The 19,252-nt window shown below is 71.3% G+C and carries 20 protein-coding genes; 6 read left to right on the top strand and 14 right to left on the bottom strand.

Annotated features, from left to right (window positions below):
* Nucleotides 1-166: 166 nt before the first annotated feature.
* Nucleotides 167-1,603: a sigma-70 family RNA polymerase sigma factor gene (locus FHP29_RS04245; RefSeq protein ID WP_139621598.1), complete on the top strand. Its 1,437-nt coding sequence runs from the start codon at nucleotides 167-169 to the stop codon at nucleotides 1,601-1,603.
* Between the two features lie 42 nt (nucleotides 1,604-1,645).
* Nucleotides 1,646-2,122: a hotdog fold domain-containing protein gene (locus FHP29_RS04240; protein WP_139621597.1), complete on the top strand. Its 477-nt coding sequence runs from the start codon at nucleotides 1,646-1,648 to the stop codon at nucleotides 2,120-2,122.
* Between the two features lie 18 nt (nucleotides 2,123-2,140).
* Here the strand turns inward: FHP29_RS04240 and FHP29_RS04235 are convergent, their stop codons facing one another.
* The 8 genes from FHP29_RS04235 to FHP29_RS04200 form a co-directional block, all read right to left on the bottom strand.
* Nucleotides 2,141-2,998: an amino acid ABC transporter permease gene (locus FHP29_RS04235; protein WP_139621596.1), complete on the bottom strand. Its 858-nt coding sequence runs from the start codon at nucleotides 2,996-2,998 to the stop codon at nucleotides 2,141-2,143.
* Complete coding sequence (locus FHP29_RS04230; RefSeq protein WP_139621595.1) at nucleotides 2,998-3,651, bottom strand: amino acid ABC transporter permease; 654 nt, start codon at nucleotides 3,649-3,651, stop codon at nucleotides 2,998-3,000. The genes FHP29_RS04235 and FHP29_RS04230 overlap by 1 nt, the downstream gene beginning before the upstream one ends.
* A gap of 116 nt (nucleotides 3,652-3,767) precedes the next feature.
* On the bottom strand, nucleotides 3,768-4,652 hold the full coding sequence (locus tag FHP29_RS04225) for a glutamate ABC transporter substrate-binding protein (protein WP_139621594.1): 885 nt from the start codon (nucleotides 4,650-4,652) through the stop codon (nucleotides 3,768-3,770).
* Nucleotides 4,653-4,664: 12 nt separating this feature from the next.
* The gene (locus FHP29_RS04220; RefSeq protein WP_139621593.1) at nucleotides 4,665-5,450 is read right to left on the bottom strand and encodes an amino acid ABC transporter ATP-binding protein; all 786 of its coding nucleotides are present in this window, start codon (nucleotides 5,448-5,450) and stop codon (nucleotides 4,665-4,667) included.
* A gap of 90 nt (nucleotides 5,451-5,540) precedes the next feature.
* Nucleotides 5,541-5,936: a hypothetical protein gene (locus FHP29_RS04215; RefSeq protein WP_139621592.1), complete on the bottom strand. Its 396-nt coding sequence runs from the start codon at nucleotides 5,934-5,936 to the stop codon at nucleotides 5,541-5,543.
* Between the two features lie 23 nt (nucleotides 5,937-5,959).
* Nucleotides 5,960-6,988 (bottom strand): AraC family transcriptional regulator, encoded by a 1,029-nt coding sequence (locus FHP29_RS04210; protein ID WP_139621591.1) that lies wholly within the window; start codon nucleotides 6,986-6,988, stop codon nucleotides 5,960-5,962.
* A 43-nt stretch (nucleotides 6,989-7,031) separates the two neighbouring features.
* Nucleotides 7,032-8,237, bottom strand: coding sequence for a fatty acid desaturase family protein (locus FHP29_RS04205; RefSeq protein ID WP_139621590.1), 1,206 nt, complete (start codon nucleotides 8,235-8,237; stop codon nucleotides 7,032-7,034).
* The gene (locus FHP29_RS04200) at nucleotides 8,234-9,376 is read right to left on the bottom strand and encodes a ferredoxin reductase (protein ID WP_205013863.1); all 1,143 of its coding nucleotides are present in this window, start codon (nucleotides 9,374-9,376) and stop codon (nucleotides 8,234-8,236) included. The genes FHP29_RS04205 and FHP29_RS04200 overlap by 4 nt, the downstream gene beginning before the upstream one ends.
* Before the next feature lie 196 nt (nucleotides 9,377-9,572).
* On the opposite strand from FHP29_RS04200, the gene miaB reads away from it, so the two are divergent.
* Both miaB and FHP29_RS04190 read left to right on the top strand, forming a co-directional pair.
* Complete coding sequence (gene miaB, locus FHP29_RS04195) at nucleotides 9,573-11,069, top strand: tRNA (N6-isopentenyl adenosine(37)-C2)-methylthiotransferase MiaB (protein ID WP_139621588.1); 1,497 nt, start codon at nucleotides 9,573-9,575, stop codon at nucleotides 11,067-11,069.
* A gap of 4 nt (nucleotides 11,070-11,073) precedes the next feature.
* Nucleotides 11,074-11,805 carry a Type 1 glutamine amidotransferase-like domain-containing protein gene (locus tag FHP29_RS04190; protein WP_139621587.1) on the top strand — a complete coding sequence of 244 codons (732 nt, stop codon included), beginning with the start codon at nucleotides 11,074-11,076 and terminating at the stop codon, nucleotides 11,803-11,805.
* Nucleotides 11,806-11,823: 18 nt separating this feature from the next.
* Here the strand turns inward: FHP29_RS04190 and FHP29_RS04185 are convergent, their stop codons facing one another.
* Genes FHP29_RS04185 through FHP29_RS04175 form a run of 3 tightly spaced genes read right to left on the bottom strand, consistent with a single transcriptional unit; the run spans nucleotide 11,824 to nucleotide 12,889 of the window.
* Nucleotides 11,824-12,087: a hypothetical protein gene (locus FHP29_RS04185; protein ID WP_139621586.1), complete on the bottom strand. Its 264-nt coding sequence runs from the start codon at nucleotides 12,085-12,087 to the stop codon at nucleotides 11,824-11,826.
* 59 nt (nucleotides 12,088-12,146) lie between these two features.
* A complete protein-coding gene (locus tag FHP29_RS04180) occupies nucleotides 12,147-12,653 on the bottom strand; it encodes an NUDIX domain-containing protein (protein ID WP_240044299.1) in 507 nt (168 codons plus the stop codon).
* A gap of 32 nt (nucleotides 12,654-12,685) precedes the next feature.
* Nucleotides 12,686-12,889, bottom strand: coding sequence for an antitoxin (locus FHP29_RS04175; RefSeq protein WP_139621585.1), 204 nt, complete (start codon nucleotides 12,887-12,889; stop codon nucleotides 12,686-12,688).
* Between the two features lie 70 nt (nucleotides 12,890-12,959).
* Between FHP29_RS04175 and miaA the strand changes: the two genes are divergently transcribed.
* On the top strand, nucleotides 12,960-13,877 hold the full coding sequence (miaA, locus tag FHP29_RS04170; protein ID WP_139621584.1) for a tRNA (adenosine(37)-N6)-dimethylallyltransferase MiaA: 918 nt from the start codon (nucleotides 12,960-12,962) through the stop codon (nucleotides 13,875-13,877).
* On the opposite strand, the gene FHP29_RS04165 is transcribed toward miaA, so the two are convergent.
* Nucleotides 13,861-15,288, bottom strand: a complete 1,428-nt coding sequence (locus tag FHP29_RS04165; RefSeq protein WP_139621583.1) for a phytoene desaturase family protein — start codon at nucleotides 15,286-15,288, stop codon at nucleotides 13,861-13,863. The genes miaA and FHP29_RS04165 overlap by 17 nt on opposite strands.
* Nucleotides 15,285-17,156, bottom strand: coding sequence for a DUF3556 domain-containing protein (locus FHP29_RS04160; RefSeq protein ID WP_139621582.1), 1,872 nt, complete (start codon nucleotides 17,154-17,156; stop codon nucleotides 15,285-15,287). The genes FHP29_RS04165 and FHP29_RS04160 overlap by 4 nt, the downstream gene beginning before the upstream one ends.
* Before the next feature lie 198 nt (nucleotides 17,157-17,354).
* Between FHP29_RS04160 and FHP29_RS04155 the strand changes: the two genes are divergently transcribed.
* Nucleotides 17,355-18,605, top strand: coding sequence for a PucR family transcriptional regulator (locus tag FHP29_RS04155; RefSeq protein ID WP_205013862.1), 1,251 nt, complete (start codon nucleotides 17,355-17,357; stop codon nucleotides 18,603-18,605).
* A 123-nt stretch (nucleotides 18,606-18,728) separates the two neighbouring features.
* Here FHP29_RS04155 and FHP29_RS04150 read toward each other — a convergent pair.
* Nucleotides 18,729-19,252, bottom strand: a 524-nt coding sequence (locus tag FHP29_RS04150; protein ID WP_205013860.1) for an HNH endonuclease signature motif containing protein, incomplete at its 5' end; no start/stop codon positions are given.

Below are 19,252 nucleotides of genomic sequence, written 5' to 3'. Positions count from 1 at the left end.
GGACCCGAACATCACGCGATTTTCGTCTCGCGTGAGAAAGTTTTTCGCGTTCCGTGCATCATCGGAGGCGGGCTCGCTCGTTGGACACGGGTCAGGAGACCCTGACAACCCGCGGAGACAACGCGGAAACGACACAGAGACGACGGAGATCGGGGCGGTGGATCGGATGGGCGAGGACGCGTCCGGCACCCACGAGGAGCAGCTCCTCGACCGGGTGCGAGCCGGCGACGCCGGTGCGTTCGAGGAGCTGTACCGCGAGCACGTCGACGGCGCCCGCCATCTCGCCCGGATCCTGGTCGGTCCCGACGCCGCCGAGGAGCTCGTCGCCGAGTCGTTCTCCCGCGTCCTCGGACAGCTGAGCGCCGGCGGCGGCCCCACCGCGAGCTTCCGCTCCTATCTCCACGTCACGATCCGCAACGGCTACCGCGACGGCCTGCGCTCGCAGCGCGAGTCGGTCGCCTCGGACCAGCCGTGGCTCTTCGAGCAGGCCGAGACCGCGGAGGTCAGTCCCGAGGAGGCGGTCGAGGGCCTCGACGAGACGGTGGCCGTCGATGCCCTCGCCAGCCTGCCGGAGAGCTGGCGCAAGGTGCTGTGGCATGTCGAGGTCGAGGGTCGCAAGCCCGCCGAGGTCGCGACCCTGATGGACCTCAAGCCCCGCGCCGTCTCCTCTCTCGCCCACCGCGCCCGCGAGGGCCTCAAGCGGGCCTACCTCGACCTGCACGCCGGCCCGGAGCCGGCGCGCGAGCAGTGCCGCTGGGTGCACCACCGGATGAGCCAGTACGCCCGGGGCGACCTCGGGGCGCGCGCCGAGCAGCGGTTCGGCGCCCATCTCGATGGCTGCACGTCGTGCCGAAGCGCCTTCCTCGTCGTCGATCGGGTCAACCAGAAGCTCGCCGTCCACGTCCTCCCGATCGTCCTGCTGGCCCTGCCCGCCGGCACGAAGGGTGCCCTGTGGCTCGCAGGAGGTACGGCGGCCGGCGGTGCTGCCGCCGGAGCGGCCGGCGCCTCCGGTGGCACCACGGGCGGCGCGTCCGGTGGGGCCTCGGGTGGCGCCGGTGGACCGGTCGCGGCGGTGGCCGCGGCCGTCGCCGTGGCTGCGGTGGCGGCCGCGGCCTTCGCCGGGCTCCACGGCGGTGACGACCCGCGCCGGGTGCCCGCGGCCTCGCGGCCGGTGGCCGAGGCGGCCCCGCCCGCCGGCGACGCCCCGGCAGCGGCTCCGGCGCCGGCGATCCCGGCACCCGCCGCTGCGGCAGCCCCGCCCGCGGCGAGCGCACCCGCGGCCGCGCCGGCCCCGACACCGAAGTCCTCGCCCCCGAAGCCGTCGACCCCGAAGCCGTCGAGCCCGAAGCCCGGCCCCAGCCCCGCGCCGGTCGCTCCACCGGCCGCCCCGCCGGCGGTCCCGCCCGTCACCCCGCCGCCCCCGGCGCCCCCGGCGAAGGCCAACCCGACCGACTGCGGTGACCGCCGGATCTGTGCCGGTCCGGTGACCATCACGCTCCCCGGCGAGGGTCGGCGCGGCGTGACGCTGGAGCTCGACCTGCCGCTGCTCCCCACCACGGTCGGGATCGGACCGGGCGGTGTGACGGTCGGCACGAACCCCTGACCCGGCTCGCGCGGAAGGTTACCGACGAGTAATCTCGGGTCCATGACCCAGGTCCACAGCCTCTGGAAGACCACGACCAGCCTGCCCGTCGTCGGCGGAACCCTCGGCAAGCGCGTGTTCTCGATCGCGTTCAGCCAGAAGGCGCCGTACTTCGCCTCGATCCACCCCCGGGTGACCGAGCTGCGACCCAACTACGCCTCGGTCGTGATCCCGAAGCGCCGCAGCGTGCAGAACCACATCGGCACGGTGCACGCCATCGCGCTGTGCAACGGCCTGGAGATGGCGATGGGCGGGCTCGCCGAGGCCACCATCCCGGACACGAAGCGCTGGATCCCCAAGGGCATGACCGTGTCCTACACGGCGAAGGCGACCGGCGACGTCACCTGCATCGCCGAGACCGACCAGGAGCAGTGGGACACCGCCGAGGGCGACCTGCCGGTGCGGGTCCGGGGCGAGCTCGCCGACGGGACGGTCGTCATCGACGGCACGATCAACCTGTGGGTGACCACCAAGAAGTGAGCAAGAGGGTGAGTCGGGTCAGGGGGTCGTGCTCGCCTCGGCGGTGAGCGTGGTCATCCCGACCTCCAGCGGCTTGTGCTCGCCGACGAACCGCTTCTGGATCAGGGTCGCGATGTAGGTGAGGATCAGGTTCACCGAGACGTAGAGGAGCGCCAGCACGATGGCGGTCTGCAGATGGGTCCCGGAGAACTCGGTCCACATCAGCTTGCCGACGTAGGTCAGGCCGGGCGCGACGATGTACATGCCGAGGCTGGTGTCCTTCAGCGCGACGACGCACTGGCTGATGATCGCCGGCAGCATGATCTTCACCGCCTGCGGGAGCAGCACGAGATTCATCACCTGGGTCTTGCGCATGCCGATCGCGTACGCCGCCTCGCCCTGGCCCTTCGGCACCGCGAGGACACCGGCGCGGAAGACCTCCGCCAGCACGGACCCGTTGTAGAGGGTCAGTGCGAAGACCACCGACCAGTAGGGGCCGAAGCCGTCGCCGACGCCCCAGGTGAAGAAGATGAAGACCATCAGCAGCAGCACCGGGACGGCACGGAAGAACTCGACGACCAGCGTGCACAGCCAGCGCACCGCCGCGTGGTCCGAGAGCTTGCCCACGCCGAAGACGACGCCGAAGACCACCGCGAAGATGACCGACGTGAACGCCATCTGCAGGGTCTTGAGCAGGCCGTCGACGAGGATCACCTCGACGTACTTCGGGGTGACGAACTGCTCCCACTTGCTGTAGGCGAGCTCGCCCTCCGATTGCAGGAAGAGCAGGATCCCGACCACGGCGGCGACGACGCCGACGGCGGTGAGGATCGTGTAGAGGCGGTGGCGCGCGATCGTCCTGGGGCCGGGCGCGTCGTAGAGGACCGATCCTGCCATCAGCGGGCCGCCTTCCAGCGCCGCTCGAGGCCGTAGGCCGCGAACGAGATGAGCTCGACGAGGATGACGTAGCCGATCGCGAAGACCAGGAAGATCAGCATCGTGTCGTCGGAGTTCTTGTTGACGAAGTCGCGCATCCGGGCGGTGGCCTCCATCAGACCGAAGACGGCGACCACCGAGGTGTTCTTGGTCATCGCGATCAGCGTGCTCGCCAGCGGCGGGACCGAGGCCCGGAACGCCTGGGGGAGCACGACGTAGCGCATGTTCTGCCCGAACGTCATTCCGATCGCGCGCGCCGCCTCCGCCTGGCCGAGGTGCACGGCGTTGACGCCGGAGCGGATCGCCTCCGCGATGAAGGGCGCGGTGTAGAGACCCACCGCGATCGTCCCCTTGAGCAGGAACGGCATCCCGACGAACAGCCCGAGGTTGGGGGCGGCGACGAACACGAAGATGCACATCACCAGCAGCGGCGTGTTGCGCACCAGGGTGACGTACGTCGCCGCGACGCCGCGCAGCACGGAGATCGGGCCGACGCGCATCGCGGCCAGAAGGGTCCCGAGCACCAGGGCGACGAGCCCGGACAGCAGCGCCAGCTGGATGGTCAGCCAGAACGCCTTCAGGACCAGGTCGAAGTTCGCGAGCACGTTCTCCACGCGGCACTCCTCTCGTTCGCGGTCTCGGTCTCGGTGTCGGGGTTGCTCTCGGGGTCCGTCTCGTCGCGACGCGGGCCCGGCGCCTGCGGCGGCCGGGCCCGCGACTCAACGCGCGGTCAGGAGCAGGCGTCCATCTCCGGCGGCTCCGGGGTGTCGACCCCGGACTTGCCCAGGGTGAGCTCGAAGGCCTTGGCCCAGTCGCCGTCCTCCTGCGCCTCCTCGATGGTCTCGGTGATCCACTCGCACATCTCCGGGTGGTCGATCGAGTAGCCGACGCCGTACCGCTCCGTGGAGAACGGGTCGACGACGACCTTCAGCTCGTCGGGGTGCTCCGCGGCGTAGCCCAGCAGGATCGCGCCGTCGGTCGTCATCGCGTCGACCGTGCCGTTGAGGACCTGCTCCACGCACTCGGAGTAGGTGTCGAAGCCGCGCGGCGTCGCGCCCTCGGCCTCGATGTTCGACAGCGAGGTCGAACCGGTGACCGAGCACACCTCGGTGCCCTTGACGTCCTCGATGGTCTCGATCTTGCTGTCGGACTTCACCAGCAGCTGCTGGCCCGTGACGTAGTAGGGGCCGGCCTGGCCGACCACCTGGCGGCGCTCGTCGGTGATCGAGTACGACGCGATGACCAGGTCGACCTCGCCCTTCTGCAGGAAGGCCTCGCGGTTGGCGGAGATCGTCTCGACCCAGGTGATGTCCTCCGGGGCGATGCCCAGGTCGGCGGCGAGGATCTTGCCGATCTCCGGGTCGAAGCCGACCGGCTGGTCGTCGGTGGCGCCCTTGAAGCCGATGCCGGGCTGGTCGTACTTGACGCCGATCTTGATGGTGCCGCCGTCGGCGAGCTCCCGCATCCGGGTGCCCTCGTCGAACTCGGCAGCCGCGTCCTCCTGGACGTCGACGTCGATGCCCTTGTCGTCGTCGCTGCCGGCATCGCCACATGCGGCGAGCGTCGAGGCGACGAGGACGGCTGCCGCGGCAACCTTCAGTCTGGTCAGTCGCATGCGTGTCTCCTTCTAGTGTTTGAGGATCTTGCCGAGGAAGTCCTTGGCCCGGTCGCTCTCCGGGTTGCTGAAGAAGGTCTCGGGGTCGGCCGTCTCGAGGATCCGGCCGTCGGCCATGAAGACCACGCGGTTGGCCGCGGTCCGGGCGAAGCCCATCTCGTGGGTCACCACGATCATCGTCATCCCGCGCTCGGCGAGATCGACCATGACGTCGAGGACCTCCTTGATCATCTCCGGGTCGAGGGCGGAGGTGGGCTCGTCGAAGAGCATCACCTTCGGCTCCATCGCCAGCGCGCGGGCGATCGCCACGCGCTGCTGCTGACCACCGGAGAGCTGGGCGGGGTACTTGTCCGCCTGGTGTGCGACGCCGACCCGCTCGAGCAGCTCACGGGCCCGCGTCTCCGCCTCGGCCTTCGACTGCTTGCGCACCTTGATCGGGCCCAGCGTGACGTTCTCGAGGATCGTCTTGTGGGCGAAGAGGTTGAAGCTCTGGAAGACCATGCCGACGTCGGCACGGTGCCGGGCGAGGGCCTTGCCCTCCTGGGGCAGCGGCGATCCGTCCACCAGGATCCGTCCCGAGTCGACCGGCTCCAGCCGGTTGATCGTGCGGCACAGCGTGGACTTTCCCGAGCCGGAGGGGCCGATCACGACGACGACCTCGCCGCGGCTCACGGTCAGGTTGATGTCCTGGAGAACGTGCAGCTGGCCGTACCACTTCTGCACGTCGGCCAGCTCGACGAGCGCCTCTCCCGAACGCGGCGTCCCGCCGCCAACCGGAGCTTCATCGGTCACGGTCATATTCGTGGACGCTAGTCGGTGTAGCCCTCCCGGGCTAGAGCGACAGTCCGCCGAGACCAAGTTGTGATTCGAGAACGTGGCCAGAGGTGACTAGAGGATGTCGGGTACGACGCTCAGTCCGAGTCCGACGAGGAGCGCCAGGACGGCGAACAGGGCGGCCCGGCGCTGCCCCCTCACCGACGCCGTGTCCTCCTCCGCGGTCAGGGGGTCCAGTCCGCGCTCCGCGCGCCAGGCCGTCTCCTCCCGCTCCCACTGGGCCGCGGGCGTCGTGGCTCGCAGCGTCGCGCCGATGCCGAGCAGCAACAGGGTGAAGGCGCCGCCGGCGACGGTCAGCACGGTCAGGATCGCGGACACCCCGCGGGTGCCGGTGCCGAACATGAGCCCGGCGCCCAGGCCGATCGAGACGAGTAGCGCGACGATGCTCAGGATGCTGCCGATGACCTCGTTGTTGCGCGCGACGAAGCCGGGGGAAGCTGTCTCAGGCATGGCTCGACCATAGACGAGCTCATCTAGACGAGCTGTTCCAATCGGCTCCTGGACTCCCGGCGCACCTGGCCCGGCGGCCGGCCGAACCAGCGCAGGCTGGCGCGGGTCAGGCTGCCCTGGTTGGCGTAGCCGAGGATCCGGGCCAACTGGTAGAGCGGCATGTCGCTCGCGTCCAGGTGATGCGCGGCCAGCTCGCGTCGTACGTCGTCGAGCAGGACCTCGAACCGGGCGCCCTCGCCGGCGAGGCGGCGCTGCAGGGTGCGCGGGTGCAGCGAGAGCTGTCCGGCCACCGAGCCGATGTCGAAGTGCCCGGTCGGCAGCAGGCTCTTGATGGTCGAGCGGACCTCGCCGGCCAGCCGCCGGTCGCTGTCGTGGCTCAGCGTCTGGAGGTACGCCCGGACCAGCGTCTGCACCTGCGGATCCGCGCCCGCCACCGGCCGGTCGAGCACCTCGGCGGGGAACGCCGCGCCCCAGTACGGCGCCTCGACCTCGACCGGACAGCCGAAATGCTGCTGGTAGCGGGCGAGTGGCGCCGCCGGACGGTGCCGGAAGAACACCGTGTCGGGCGAGAAGTCCGGACCGATCAGGAGCCGCGCGATCTGCAGCGTCGCACCGAGCCCGGCCTCGCCGATCTGGCCCAGCCCGGGCAGGTCGGCGCGGACCCGGTCCACGACGTCGAAACGGAACTCGGCCCGCTCCCCCTCCACGACCGAGGTGATCGTCATCGCGGGGGAGTAGATGTGCAGGAAGCGGGCGATCCCGTCGAGGGCCTCGCCGACCGACCGGGAGTGGCGGGCGATCATGGCGACCGGGCCGAGGATCTCCAGGCCCTGGTACTCGGAGAGGCGCAGGCAGAAGTCGGGCGTCGCCACCTCCGCGGCCGTCGCCTCGTGCAGCGCGACCAGCGCCCGGAAGTCGACGAAGGCGTCGATGTCGCCAGCCACCTCCGGGTCGATCCCGAAGCGCCGCAGCAACGCGTCGGGATCGCCGCCGAGGGAGCGGGTCAGCTCGCGATATCCGGTCAAGGACGTCGCTCGCACCAGTTCGCGCATGAGCGCACTCTGCCAGGCTGCGGGCCGCCGTCGACCGATCCGGTCAGACCACCTGCGGGAAGGCGCGGCGAAGCGGGTTGGTCTCGGTCGCCGACGCCGGCGGCTCCGGCGCGACGTACGGTCCCGGCTTGCGCTTCTGGAACCCGCCGGGGAACGCCAGGCGCAGCAGCGAGCGCTGCACCGAGCCGAACTGCTTGAGGAACGGCCCGGTGTTGTACGGCAGTTCGTAGCGGTCGCAGATGTCCTTCACGCGCGGCGCGATCTCCTTGTAGCGCGAGCTCGGCATGTCGGGGAAGAGATGATGCTCGACCTGGAAGCTGAGGTTGCCGCTCATCAGGTGGAAGGTGTCGCCGCCCTCGATGTTGGCCGCGCCGATCAGCTGTCGCACGTACCACGCGCCCATCGACTCGTCCGCGGCCTCCTCCTCGGTGAAGGTGTAGGCCTGGTCGGGGAAGTGGCCGCAGAAGATGATCGCGTACGCCCACACGTTGCGGACCACGTTGGCGGTCGCGTTCGCGGCCAGCGTGCGCCTCCAGTTCCTCCCGCTGAGCAGGGGGAAGGCGATGTAGTCCTTGACCACTTGGCGCATCGCCTTCCGGACGATCCCGCGCAGCTCCTCCTTCACCTGCGTCATCGGCTTCTCGCCGTTGCGCATCGCCTCCAGGTCGAGGTCGTGGAAGGCGACGCCCCACTCGAAGAGGGCGGCGAGGAGCAGGTTGTAGATCGGCTGGCCGAGGTACGCCGGCTTCCACGGCTGGCGCTCGTCGACCCGCATGATCTCGTAGCCGACGTCCTTGTCCTTGCCGATCACGTTCGTGTAGGTGTGGTGCACGTAGTTGTGCGAGTGCTTCCACGAGCTCGACGGCGACGCGCTGTCCCACTCCCAGGTCGAGGAGTGGATCTTGGGGTCGTTCATCCAGTCCCACTGACCGTGCAGCACGTTGTGCCCGATCTCCATGTTCTCCAGGATCTTGGCGACCGACAGGCCCGCCGTGCCGGCGACCAGGCCGATCGTCGAGCCGGAGCCGAGCAGCGCGATCCGCGAGACCGCGGCCAGCCGGCGGTGGAAGCGGATCAGGCCGCGGATGTACTCCGCGTCCCGCTCGCCGAGGTCCGCGTACACCTCGTCGTGGATCGCCTGGAACTCGCGGCCGAGCTCCTCCAGCTGCTCCGGGGTCAGCTTGTGCAGCGGATGGTTGGGGTCGGCGGTCGTGCCCTGCTTGTCGGTCGACACGGGTCGGGGGCTCATCGGATGCTCCTTGCGTTCGTGCCACGCATGACGACGTGGCCCTCGTCGAGTTCGACCGGCCCTTCGGGTGCGGTCACACAGGTGCGGATCAGCTCGCCGGGATCGCCGAGCACCTCGCCGGTGCGCAGGTCGCGGACCCGGCCCGAGACGAGAGTGCACTTGCAGGTGTGGCACACCCCCATCCGGCAGCCGTGGGGGAGTGCGTGGCCGGTCGCCTCGCCGGCCTCGAGGATCGAGGTGCGTCCGTCGCTCTCGGCCTCGAACTCGGTCATCCGGAACCGGATGGTGCCGCCGCTGCCCGGTGTCGTCGTGGCGTCGCCGCCGATCACCGGCTGGAAGCGCTCGAGGTGCAGCAGGCTCCGGTCGCCGTACTCCGTCCAATGCGCGGCGAAGGCGTCGATCATCGCGCTCGGCCCGGACAGGAAGGTGGTGCGCTCGGCCCAGTCGGGCACCAGGCCGTCGAGGTCGGCGGGGGTCAACCGCTCCCGCTCGCTTCGGTAGTGCGGGAGGAGCCGGTATCCGTCGTGGTGCTCGCCGGCGGCCAGCAGGTCCGCGGCGAAGATGAAGTCCTCCTCGTCGCGGCAGCAGTGGACGTGGACGACGTCGCGCACGCCGTCCGCCCGGCTCAGGGAGCGCAGCAGGCTCCAGATCGGCGTGATCCCGCTCCCGGCCGTCAGCATCAGGATCCGCTCAGGTGCGGGGTCGGGCACGACGAACGTGCCCTCGGCCTCGCCGAGGTAGACCGTGTCGCCGGGCCGGCAGCTGGTCGCGATCCAGGGCGAGACGCGGCCGCCGTCGACCCGCTTGACGGTCACCGACAGGAGGCCGTCGGGGTGGGCGTCGTCGGAGGTGATCGTGTACGCCCGCCAGTGCCGGATCCCGTCGATGTGCACCCCGAGGCGCAGGTACTGCCCGGCCGCGTGGCCCGGCCAGGCCGCCGCCGGCCGCAGCACGATCGTGGTCGTGTCGGGGGTCTCGCGGCGGACCGCGATCACCTCCGCGCGCAGCTCCCGGGTCGCCCACCGGCTGCTGAGCATCTCGAAGTAGTCGTCCGGCAGCAGCGGCGTGGTCAGGGTCCGGCCGACGCGCGACACCACGCGGCGCAGGGCGGAGACCTGCGGGCGGGCGGCGATCTCCACCAATTTCTTCTCCTCTCGCGACAACGATCGGACGTCATTGTGACGTGCACCACAGCAACGGGACTTCGCTTGGAGCGACAACATCTGCGCGTCTGACGTCACGACGAGTCGCTCCCGGCGATCCTCTCGATCCCGCCTCCGGCGCCGTTCGCGTGATTCGCCCACCGGCGTTCGCCGGACGTAGCCTTTCCCTCTGATGAAGCCAGACGCCGCCGCCCGCACCTACGAGGTCCGCACCTACGGGTGCCAGATGAACGTGCACGACTCCGAGCGCCTCTCGGGCCTCCTCGAGGACGCCGGCTATCTCGCCGCACCTGAGGGGGAGCAGGCGGACGTCGTCGTGTTCAACACCTGCGCGGTGCGCGAGAACGCCGACAACCGGCTCTACGGCAACCTCGGCCACCTGGCGCCGGTGAAGGCGAGGCGGCCCGGCATGCAGATCGCGGTCGGTGGCTGCATGGCGCAGAAGGACCGTGACACCGTCGTGAAGAGGGCGCCGTGGGTCGACGTCGTCTTCGGCACCCACAACATCGGCTCCCTGCCGGCACTGCTCGACCGCGCGCGCGTCCAGCAGGATGCGCAGGTCGAGATCCTCGAGTCGCTCGACGTCTTCCCCTCGACCCTGCCGACCAAGCGCGAGTCGGCGTACGCCGCGTGGGTGTCGGTGAGCGTCGGGTGCAACAACACCTGCACGTTCTGCATCGTGCCGAGCCTGCGGGGCAAGGAGAAGGACCGCCGTCCCGGCGAGATCCTCGCCGAGATCGAGGCGCTGGTCGCCGAGGGCGTCTCCGAGATCACGCTGCTCGGCCAGAACGTCAACGCCTACGGCGTGGAGTTCGGCGACCGGCAGGCCTTCTCCAAGCTGCTGCGGGCGTGCGGCGACATCGAGGGCCTGGAGCGGGTGCGGTTCACCAGCCCGCACCCGGCCGAGTTCACCGACGACGTCATCGAGGCGATGGCCGAGACGCCCAACGTGATGCCGAGCCTGCACATGCCGCTGCAGTCGGGCTCCTCGAAGGTCCTCAAGGACATGCGTCGCTCCTACCGCCAGGAGAGGTTCCTCGGGATCATCGAGCGGGTCCGCGCCGCGCTGCCCGACGCCGCGATCACCACCGACATCATCGTCGGCTTCCCCGGCGAGACCGAGGAGGACTTCCAGGAGACCCTCAAGGTCGTCCGGGAGGCCCGGTTCGCCGGTGCGTTCACCTTCCAGTACTCCAAGCGCCCCGGTACGCCGGCCGCGACCCTGCCCGACCAGGTGGACCAGGCGACGGTGACCGACCGCTACAACCGCCTCGTCGAGCTGGTCAACGAGATCACCTGGGAGGAGAACAAGCGGCTCGTCGGTCGCGAGCTCGAGCTGATGGTCGCCGAGGGCGAGGGCCGCAAGGACGCCGCCACCCACCGCCTCTCCGGTCGCGCGCCCGACAACCGGCTGGTCCACTTCGAGGCCGACTTCGCGGCTGTGGACGGCGCGCCGAGGCCCGGGGACATGGTCACCGTCCAGGTCACCTACGCCGCGCCGCACCACCTCGTCGCCGACGGTCCGGTCCGCGCGCTGCGTCGTACCCGCTCCGGCGACGCGTGGGAGCGCCGGGTCTCGACAGGGGGAGTCGCGCCGAAGGGCGTGGGTCTGGGCATGCCGGGCGTCGGCGTCCCCGCGCCGCTGCCGGAAGCCCCGGTCTGCGGCTGAGCCGATGCCCGCCGACGCTCCCACGATCCTCGCGACCTCCGGCGGGGTGGTCCCGAGTCCGCGCAACAAGTGGTCGGTCGGTCCGCTCACGAGGTACGCCGTCGACCTGGCCGGCGTCACGGGCCGGGCGCCGCGGGTGTGCTTCCTCGCCACGGCCTGTGGCGACCAGCCGGCCGTGATCCGCGACTTCTACGACATGGCGCAGGAGGCCGGCTTCCACGGCAACCACCTGTCCCTGTTCGCCATGCCCAATGTCGACGACGTCCGGGCGCACCTGCTGGGCCAGGACGTCGTCTGGGTGTGGGGCGGCAGCGTCGCCGGCCTGCTGGCCATGTGGGAGCTGCACGGCGTCGGCGACGTGATGCGCGAGGCGTGGGAGGCCGGCGTCGTGCTGACCGGCGTGTCCGCGGGCTCGATCTGCTGGCACAGCGGCGGCACGACCGACTCCTTCGGGCCGGACCTGCGCGCGGTCACCAACGGGCTCGGCCTGCTGCCCTACTCCAACGGCGTGCACTACGACTCCGAGGAGCAGCGGCGTCCGCTGTTCCAGCAGCTGATCGCCGACGGCACGCTCCCGACCGGCTACGCCACCGACGACGGCGTCGGGCTCCACTACCAGGGCACGGCCCTGGTCGAGGCGCTGAGCGAGCAGGACGGCAAGGCGGCGTACCTCGTCGAGCGCGGGCCCGGCGGCAACGCCGTGGAGACCCGGCTCGACACCCGCCTGCTGACCTGAGCCCGAGCCCGACGCGGGTCAGGCGGGCGACTCCTGATCCGGCGGCACCTCGGGATTGCCCTTCGTCGCCTCGGTGTCGGTGTCCTCGGGCGTGGTGGTCTCCGCGGGCAGCTCGTCGTCGGTGGCGGGATTCTCCGAGGGCTGCGGATCGCGGCCCTCGGTGGTGTAGGCGCCGTCGCCGCCGACCCCCTCGATGCGGTGGGGTCCGCCGGGCGGTGGCGCCGGTGACTCGGCGACCGGGGTGGGGGCCGGCGGCAGGCCGGATCCCTCTTCGTTGCTCATGACTCTCCTCCCTCGTAGGTCGGGAGCACCTGAGCGTGCAGTAACCCGCGACGCCGGTTTCAGTCGAGGCGGAAGCCGTGATGCGTCAGCGGAGCGAGATCGCCGCGCCGCAGGCCCTCGAGCACCACCGCCTCGTGCGGTACGACGGGGACGGGCAGGTCGTCGAGGGCGAACCAGCGCAGGTCCGCGCACTTCGCGGGCTCGACGATCCGCGGCTCGCCCGACCAGGAGCGGGCGGTGAAGAAGAAGTCGACCCGCTCGTCGATCGGCAGGTCGTGGGCGGTGCGCTGCATCGCGGTCGCGAAGGCGAGGTCGAGGTCGGTGATCGCGAGCTCCTCGAGGGCCTCGCGGCGGGCGGCGGACTCGGCGGTCTCGCCGCGCTCGATGTGGCCGGCGGCAGCGGCGGCCCAGTGCGCGTCCATGTAGCCGGTGTTCTGCCGCAACTGGAGGAGCACCTCGGTGACCCTGCCGCGCGCGCCCGCGTCGGTCTCGCGCAGCAGGAAGACGTAGGACGCGGGGACGATCACGAACCGGGACTTCCCGGTCGCCGGGTCCAGGACGCTCACCGAGGTGCTCCCTGAGCTCGTCAGCCGGTCGTTCAGCTGATGTCGTCGTTCTTGCCGTCGAGCGAGTCGAGGGCGTCCTTGGCCTTGTCGGCGCCGAGGTCGATCTTGTCGTCGAACTTGCCGCCGGTCTTGTCGGAGGCGAAGTCCGCGGCCTTGTCCACCGCGTCGCCGATCTTGTCGCCCTGGCCGTCGACCGCGTCGCTCAGCTTGTCCTTGGCGTCATCGAGAAAGCCCACGAGAGATCCCCCATGTGTGAGTGAGGCGGCCCGATTTGAGCCGCCGGGCTCACCTTAGAACACTGACCTCATGCCGCCGCCGCCCTCGACGCCCCCGATCGTGGCGATCGTCGGCCCGACGGCGAGCGGCAAGACGTCCCTGTCGCTCGACCTCGCCGAGGCGCTCGGCGGCGAGATCGTCAACACCGACGCGATGCAGGTCTACCGCGGCATGGACATCGGGACGGCGAAGGCGCCGATCGAGGAGCGTCGCGGGATCCCGCACCACCTGCTCGACACCCTCGACGTAGGGGAGCCCGCCACCGTCGCGGAGTTCCAGGTCTGGGCGCGCGCCGCGATCGCCGACATCCGCGACCGCGGCGCGACGCCCGTCCTCGTCGGCGGATCGGCCCTCTACACGCGTGCGATCCTCGACCGCTTCGACTTCCCGGGCACCGATCCGGCGGTGCGGGCGCGTCTCGAGGCCGAGCTGGCCGAGGTCGGCAGCCCGGTCCTGCACGCGCGGCTGCGCGAGCTGGATCCGGAGGCGGCGGGGCGGATCGAGGTCGAGAACGGCCGCCGCGTCGTCCGCGCCCTCGAGGTCATCGAGATCACCGGCGCCCCGTTCAGCGCCCACCTCCCCGTGCAGGAGTACGTCGACCCGCACACCGTGCAGCTCGGCGTCGCCATCGACCGCGAGACCCTCGACCGGCGGATCGAGGAGCGGGTGCGCGGGATGTTCGACGACGGCCTCCTCGACGAGGTCGAGCGGCTGCTCGACGACGGCCTGGCCGAGAGCCGGACCGCCTCGGCGGCGATCGGCTACCGCCAGGCGATGGCGGTGCTCGCGGGGGAGCTGACCCGCGACGAGGCGATCGAGCGGACCGCCGTCGCGACGCGGCAGTTCGCGCGCCGCCAGCTCGCCTGGTGGCGCAAGGACCCGCGGATCACCTGGCTGGCGTACGACGATCCCGAGCGCGTCGCGAAGGCGCTCACCGCAGTCGGTTGAGCGCCGCCTCGGCGGCGTGGAATCCGCCCATGCCGTGCACCCCGGCGCCCGGCGGCGTCGCGGACGAGCAGAGGTAGAGGCCCGGGACGCCCAGCGAATACGGGTCCAGCGCCGGGCGTGGACGGAAGACGATCTGGCGGGCGGTGTTGGCGCCGGCGGAGATGTCGCCGCCGACGTAGTTGGCGTTGTAGGCCTCCCACGCGCTCGCATCCCTCGTCGCCACGGCGAGGATCCGGTCGCGGAAGCCCGGAGCGAACCGCTCGATCTGGCCGATCACGGCCTCGGTGGCGTCGCCGGTGTAGCCGTGGGGCACGTGCGCGTAGGCGTAGACCGGGTTCGCCGTCCCGTTCGAGCGCGAGGGGTCGCAGAGATACTGCTGGCCGAGGAGGACGAAGGGCCGCTCGGGCATCTCGCCCCGGTCCAGCGCCGCCTCCGCCGCGGCGATCTCGGCTGCCGGCCCACCGAGATGGAGGGTGCCGGCGCGACGGCAGTCGGGGTTGGTCCACGGGATGTCGCCGTCGATCGCGAAGTCGACCTTGAAGGCGGCCGGTCCGTAGGTGTAGCGCGCCAGCGCGCGGCGCACGCGCGCGGGCATCCGGTCCCCGGCGATCGTGAGCGCGCCGGCGGGCGCGGTGTCGAGGAGGACCACGTCGGGCGGCGTACCGGTCACGTCACGCAGCTGGTCGAGCGAGCCGACCCGGACGCCCGTCTCGACCGCGCCGCCGTACGACGCCAGCTCGGCCAGCAGTGCCCGGGTGATCGACTCGGTGCCGCCCTCGGCGACCGGCCAGCCGACGGCGTGCGCCGCGGCGGTCAGCATCAGTCCGACCGAGGAGGTGAGCGGGCCGGACAGCCCGCCGAACTTGTGCGCCGCGACGCCGGTGAACAGGGCCCGGGCGGGCTCGTCGCGGAAGGCGCGCACGAGCACCGGGGCCGGCAGCAGGGCCTTCATCCCGAAGCGGCCGAGGGTCACCGGGTGCGACGGCACGTGCAGCACCGGCTGGAAGACCTCACTGATCAGGCCGTCGAAGTTGCGCACCGCCGGCCCGAAGAGCCGCAGCCACCGCCGCTCGTCGACGCCGAGCGCGGCGGCCGAGGCGGCCAGGTCGCGGGTCGCGATGCCGGCCCGGCCGTCGTCGAGCGGGTGCGCCAGGTCGATCTCGGGCCACAGCCAGCGCAGCCCGTGCCGCTCGAGGCTGAGGGAGGAGAGGAACGGCGAGGCGACCCCGGTCGGGTGGAAGGCGGCGCACTCGTCGTGGAGCAGGCCGGGCAGGGTCAGCTCGCTGGTGCGCGTGCCGCCGCCGGGACGCTCGTGCGCCTCGAGCACGGTGACCGACACTCCCGCCTGGGCGAGCCGGATGGCGCCGGCGAGCCCGTTGGGGCCACTGCCCACGACGACGGCGGTGCTCACGACACGGGGTCCTTCCCGGTGGGGGGCGCGGTCAGGGTGCGCCTCCGACGGTAGCCCGCGGCCGTCCAGCCGACCTGCAGCGGCACCGGTCCGTCGGGCAGCCACGGCTGCTCCCTGACGCAGTCGCGCACGTCCCAGGTGCCGCGCTCGACGACGCCGAGGGCGGCGTCGATCACGCGGTACTCCTGCGGGCGCGCTGTGCGCCACGGCGTCGCCTGAGACTCGCAGTAGGCCACGACGAGGTCGCCGGGCTCCAGGCCGAGACGCCGCTGGACCGCGGCGATCAGGCGCTCGTCGTGCAGGTGGCCGTCGCCGAAGTTCCAGCCGACGAGCACGTTGCACATGAACTCGCCCTCGCGGACGTCCCGCGTCTCCAGGTCGTCGAGGTGCTCGCGCAGCACGGAGAAGAGCCCGCGACCCTGGCTGTGCATCGAGCGCCAGGCGAGCGCCTTCTGCACGGTCATCTCGGCCTCGTCGGCGGTGTAGGCCATCCCGGGCATCCGCTGCAGCTGGTCGCCCTGCACCTCCACGAGCGGAAGCTCGTTGAGCCGCTGCTCCACGCCGGGTCGCATCGCCCACACCGCGGAGGCCCAGTTGCCGGCGTACTGCCGCATCGAGGGGAGGAAGGAGACCAGGTCGGGGCGCAGGTTGCCGAGGATCGGCCCGAACAGCAGCAGGGCGAGGATCGGGATCAGCAGCAGGGGCGCGGAGAAGTCCCAGATGTTGTACGTCGACGCGTCGAACCCGGCGCCGAGAGCGGTGCCGCCCCACAGCACGAGCGCGATGTAGCCGAAGTAGACGTTCCACTCCAAGGGCACCGCGAGCGGGAAGGTCGAGGTGATGAAGATGTGGAACACCAGCATCGCCACCGCGCCGAGCATCGCGACGGTGTCGTTCGCCGTGGTGAGCAGGACGACCGGGATGATGATCTCGACGGTGGTGCCGCCGACGTGGGCCATGAACCACGCGAGCCGCGACGGCCGGAGGTCGTCGGGTGCGTTGCGGTAGTGCAGGCGCTTGACGACGCTGAGCTGACCGGGGGTGTTGGACACCATCGGCGGGACCACGTTGATGAAGTGCTCGCCGATCTTGGAGACGCCGGCGCCGATCCACACGACGCAGATGATGATCTTGAACGCGACGACCAGGTCGACGAAGGCCGCCGGGGTGGCGCCGTCGCGCAGGGCCAGGGCGCCCAGGGTGGCGGAGAACAACATGATCGGCAGGTACTGCTCGGAGCGGGCGGCCAGGAACACCACCTTGTCGCGCAGCCCCATCAGCGGCATCGTCACCAGGATCGGCAGGAAGGCCAGCGGCGGCACCAGCTCCTGGGGTCCCGTGCCGCTCGGCACGAGGGGCACGGCCTCGGCGTGCACGACGAGCGGGAGGACGAGGCTGGCCAGCACGGCGACGTACAGGACGACGTCGGCCACCGTGCGCTCGTCGCCCCCGGTGAGGGGGACGCGGCGCCCCCACGGCGCCATCCGGATGGTGCCGGGACGCAGCCAGTAGCGGATGTTGCCGAGCATCGGCACGAAGTGGCCGCACAGCGGGCCGAACGCGCCGCCGAGGCCGATCACCTCGAGCAGCATCAGCCACACCGCGAGCTTCTGGTAGACCACGATGTTGGCGAACCAGGTGCCCGGGTCGGAGAACGCGACGTGGTCGGTGGTCCACGACGTGATGGCCAGGCCGACGGCGAAGTAGAGCCCGAGCATCTTGAGGATGTAGACGACGTGCAGCACGCGCGGCGTGTTGAAGCCCTCGGTGACCCAGTTGGTGCTGAGCACCCGGATCCGCTCCTGGAGCGGAAGCGTGAGGAACTCGGCCGGCGGCATCGGCTCCGGCGCGGGCTTGAGGAATCCCATGTCAGGCTCCGTCCAACGGGGTCGGTCGAGGGGGCATGCCGGAAGGCTAGGCCCGGCGTACCGGGTCGCTCTTGGTCTCCGGAACCAAACCCAGGGCGAGGAATAGGGGTTGCGCGGCCAAGCCCGGTCGGTGTTCCGCTCTGACACGATGGCGGAAGAGCCGTCACCGTTGGTGCGACGGACCGAAGGAGGCAGGTCGTGTCGGACCCGGAGACCGAGATGCAGGGCATCGCCGTGGTGCTCGCCGAGCGCCACCGCGAGCTCACCGACCAACTCGTCCAGGCCTTCGGGGACCGCATCCCGGAGCTGCCGAGCGACCCGGTCCTGGTCGACCTGCTGCACGGCAGCGCGGGGTCGAACCTCGAGAACCTCGCCCATCTGCTGCGCGGGCACATGCGGGCCACGCAGATCCGCGCACCGGCCGCGGCCGTGGAGTACGCCCGCCGCCTGGCCCAGCGCGGCACCTCGCCGAGCGCGCTGCTGCGTGCCTACCGGCTGGGTCAGCAGCTGATCCTCGCGTGGGCCGTCGAGGAGGTCGCGGCCCGCGTGCCCGACCCGGTGCTCGCCATGCGGACCAACAACCTGCTGACCCAGACGTCCTTCGAGTACGTCGACGCGGTCTCCGAGGAGGTCATCGGCGCCTACCAGTCCGAGCGCGAGCGCTGGCTGGCCAACCGAAGTGCCGTCCAGCGCGAGACCGTCGAGGCGCTGCTGCGCGACGAGCGGCTGGACCTGGCCGCCGCTGAGTCGTCGCTCGGCTACCGGCTGCGCCAGCACCACCTCGGACTGGTGCTGTGGACCGCGCCCGGGGCCGGCGACCTCACCGCCGCCGAGCGAGCCGTCGGCGTCGTCGCCGAACGACTCGGCGCGGGCCATGCCCTGTTCGTGCCGCGCGACCGCGAGACCGCCTGGGCCTGGGTGCCGATCGGGCGCTCCGGTCAGGTCGACGCCTCCGTCGTCGACGCGATCCTCGCCGGCGTCAGTGACCAGGTGTCGGTCGCGATCGGCTCGCCCGCGGCCGGCGAGCCGGGCTTCCGGGGCACCCACCAGGGTGCCGCTGCGGCGCAGGAGGTCGCCCAACTGGGGCAGCTCCCGGCCGGATCGGTGCTGACCTACGAGGACCCCACAGTCCGCGCCGCGGCGCTGCTGGCCCGGGATCTCCCCGTCACCCGGGACCTGGTCCGGCGCGCCCTGGGCACCCTCGCCGAGGACACCGAGGGCGCGGCCCGGCTGCGCGAGACGCTGCTCGCCTTCGTCCAGGAGCGGGAGAGCTATGTCGCCACCGCCGCGCGCGTGCACCTGCACAAGAACACCGTCAAGTACCGCGTCGACCGGGCCGTCGAGGCGCGGGGTCGGCCCCTGACCGAGGAGCGGCTCGATCTCGAGCTGGCGCTGATCGCCTGCAAGTGGCTCGCGCCGGAGGTGCTGGTGCGCGCCTCGGGCGGCTGAGCTCCCTGCCGGCTCAGGCCGATAGGTCCGGGCCGATCAGGCTGACCTTCGCAATCACCCGCCCGGGTCCGGACGTGCCGATGTCCCCGCGAGCAGGGCTGGCGGGGGGGGGGGGCGGGGTCGCTACTCGTCGGGTGGATCGGTGTCGCTGCCGGATCGAGCTGTGTCGTGGACGGGGTGGGTGCCGCGGTGGTCGACCCGGAACCGGAACCCGGTGGGGCTGGTCCACAGGTAGGTCGCCGGCATGGGGATGTCGTAGCGCCAGCGGGAGTGGGTCTTGGCTCGGTGGTGCCGTCTGCAGAGGGCGACTTCGTTGCAGGGGCAGGTCGGCCCGCCCTCCCCGTAGGGACGGTGGTGGTCGGTGTCGCAGCGTTGGGCGGGGCGGGTGCAGTGCGGGAACCGACAGGTCTGGTCCCGCAGGATCACTCGGGTCTTATGGCGGTCGGGGATCTCGTAGGAGCCGACGGGGATGTGGTCGGCCAGGTCGATGACGGGCCGCACGATGATCGTGGTGTCCTTCGACCGCAGCCATTCCCGGATCTGCGCCGAGCTGATCGGGCAACGGCCCTCCTCCCATCGTCCGACCGGGTTCGGGGATCGGTCGGCGGTGAGGGTGGTGTCGGTGACGTGCACGTTCAACACGATCC

The sequence above is a fragment of the Nocardioides albidus genome (assembly GCF_006335005.1).
GTDB classification, from domain to species: domain Bacteria; phylum Actinomycetota; class Actinomycetes; order Propionibacteriales; family Nocardioidaceae; genus Nocardioides; species Nocardioides albidus.
This window is presented reverse-complemented; position numbering and strand designations above follow the sequence as displayed.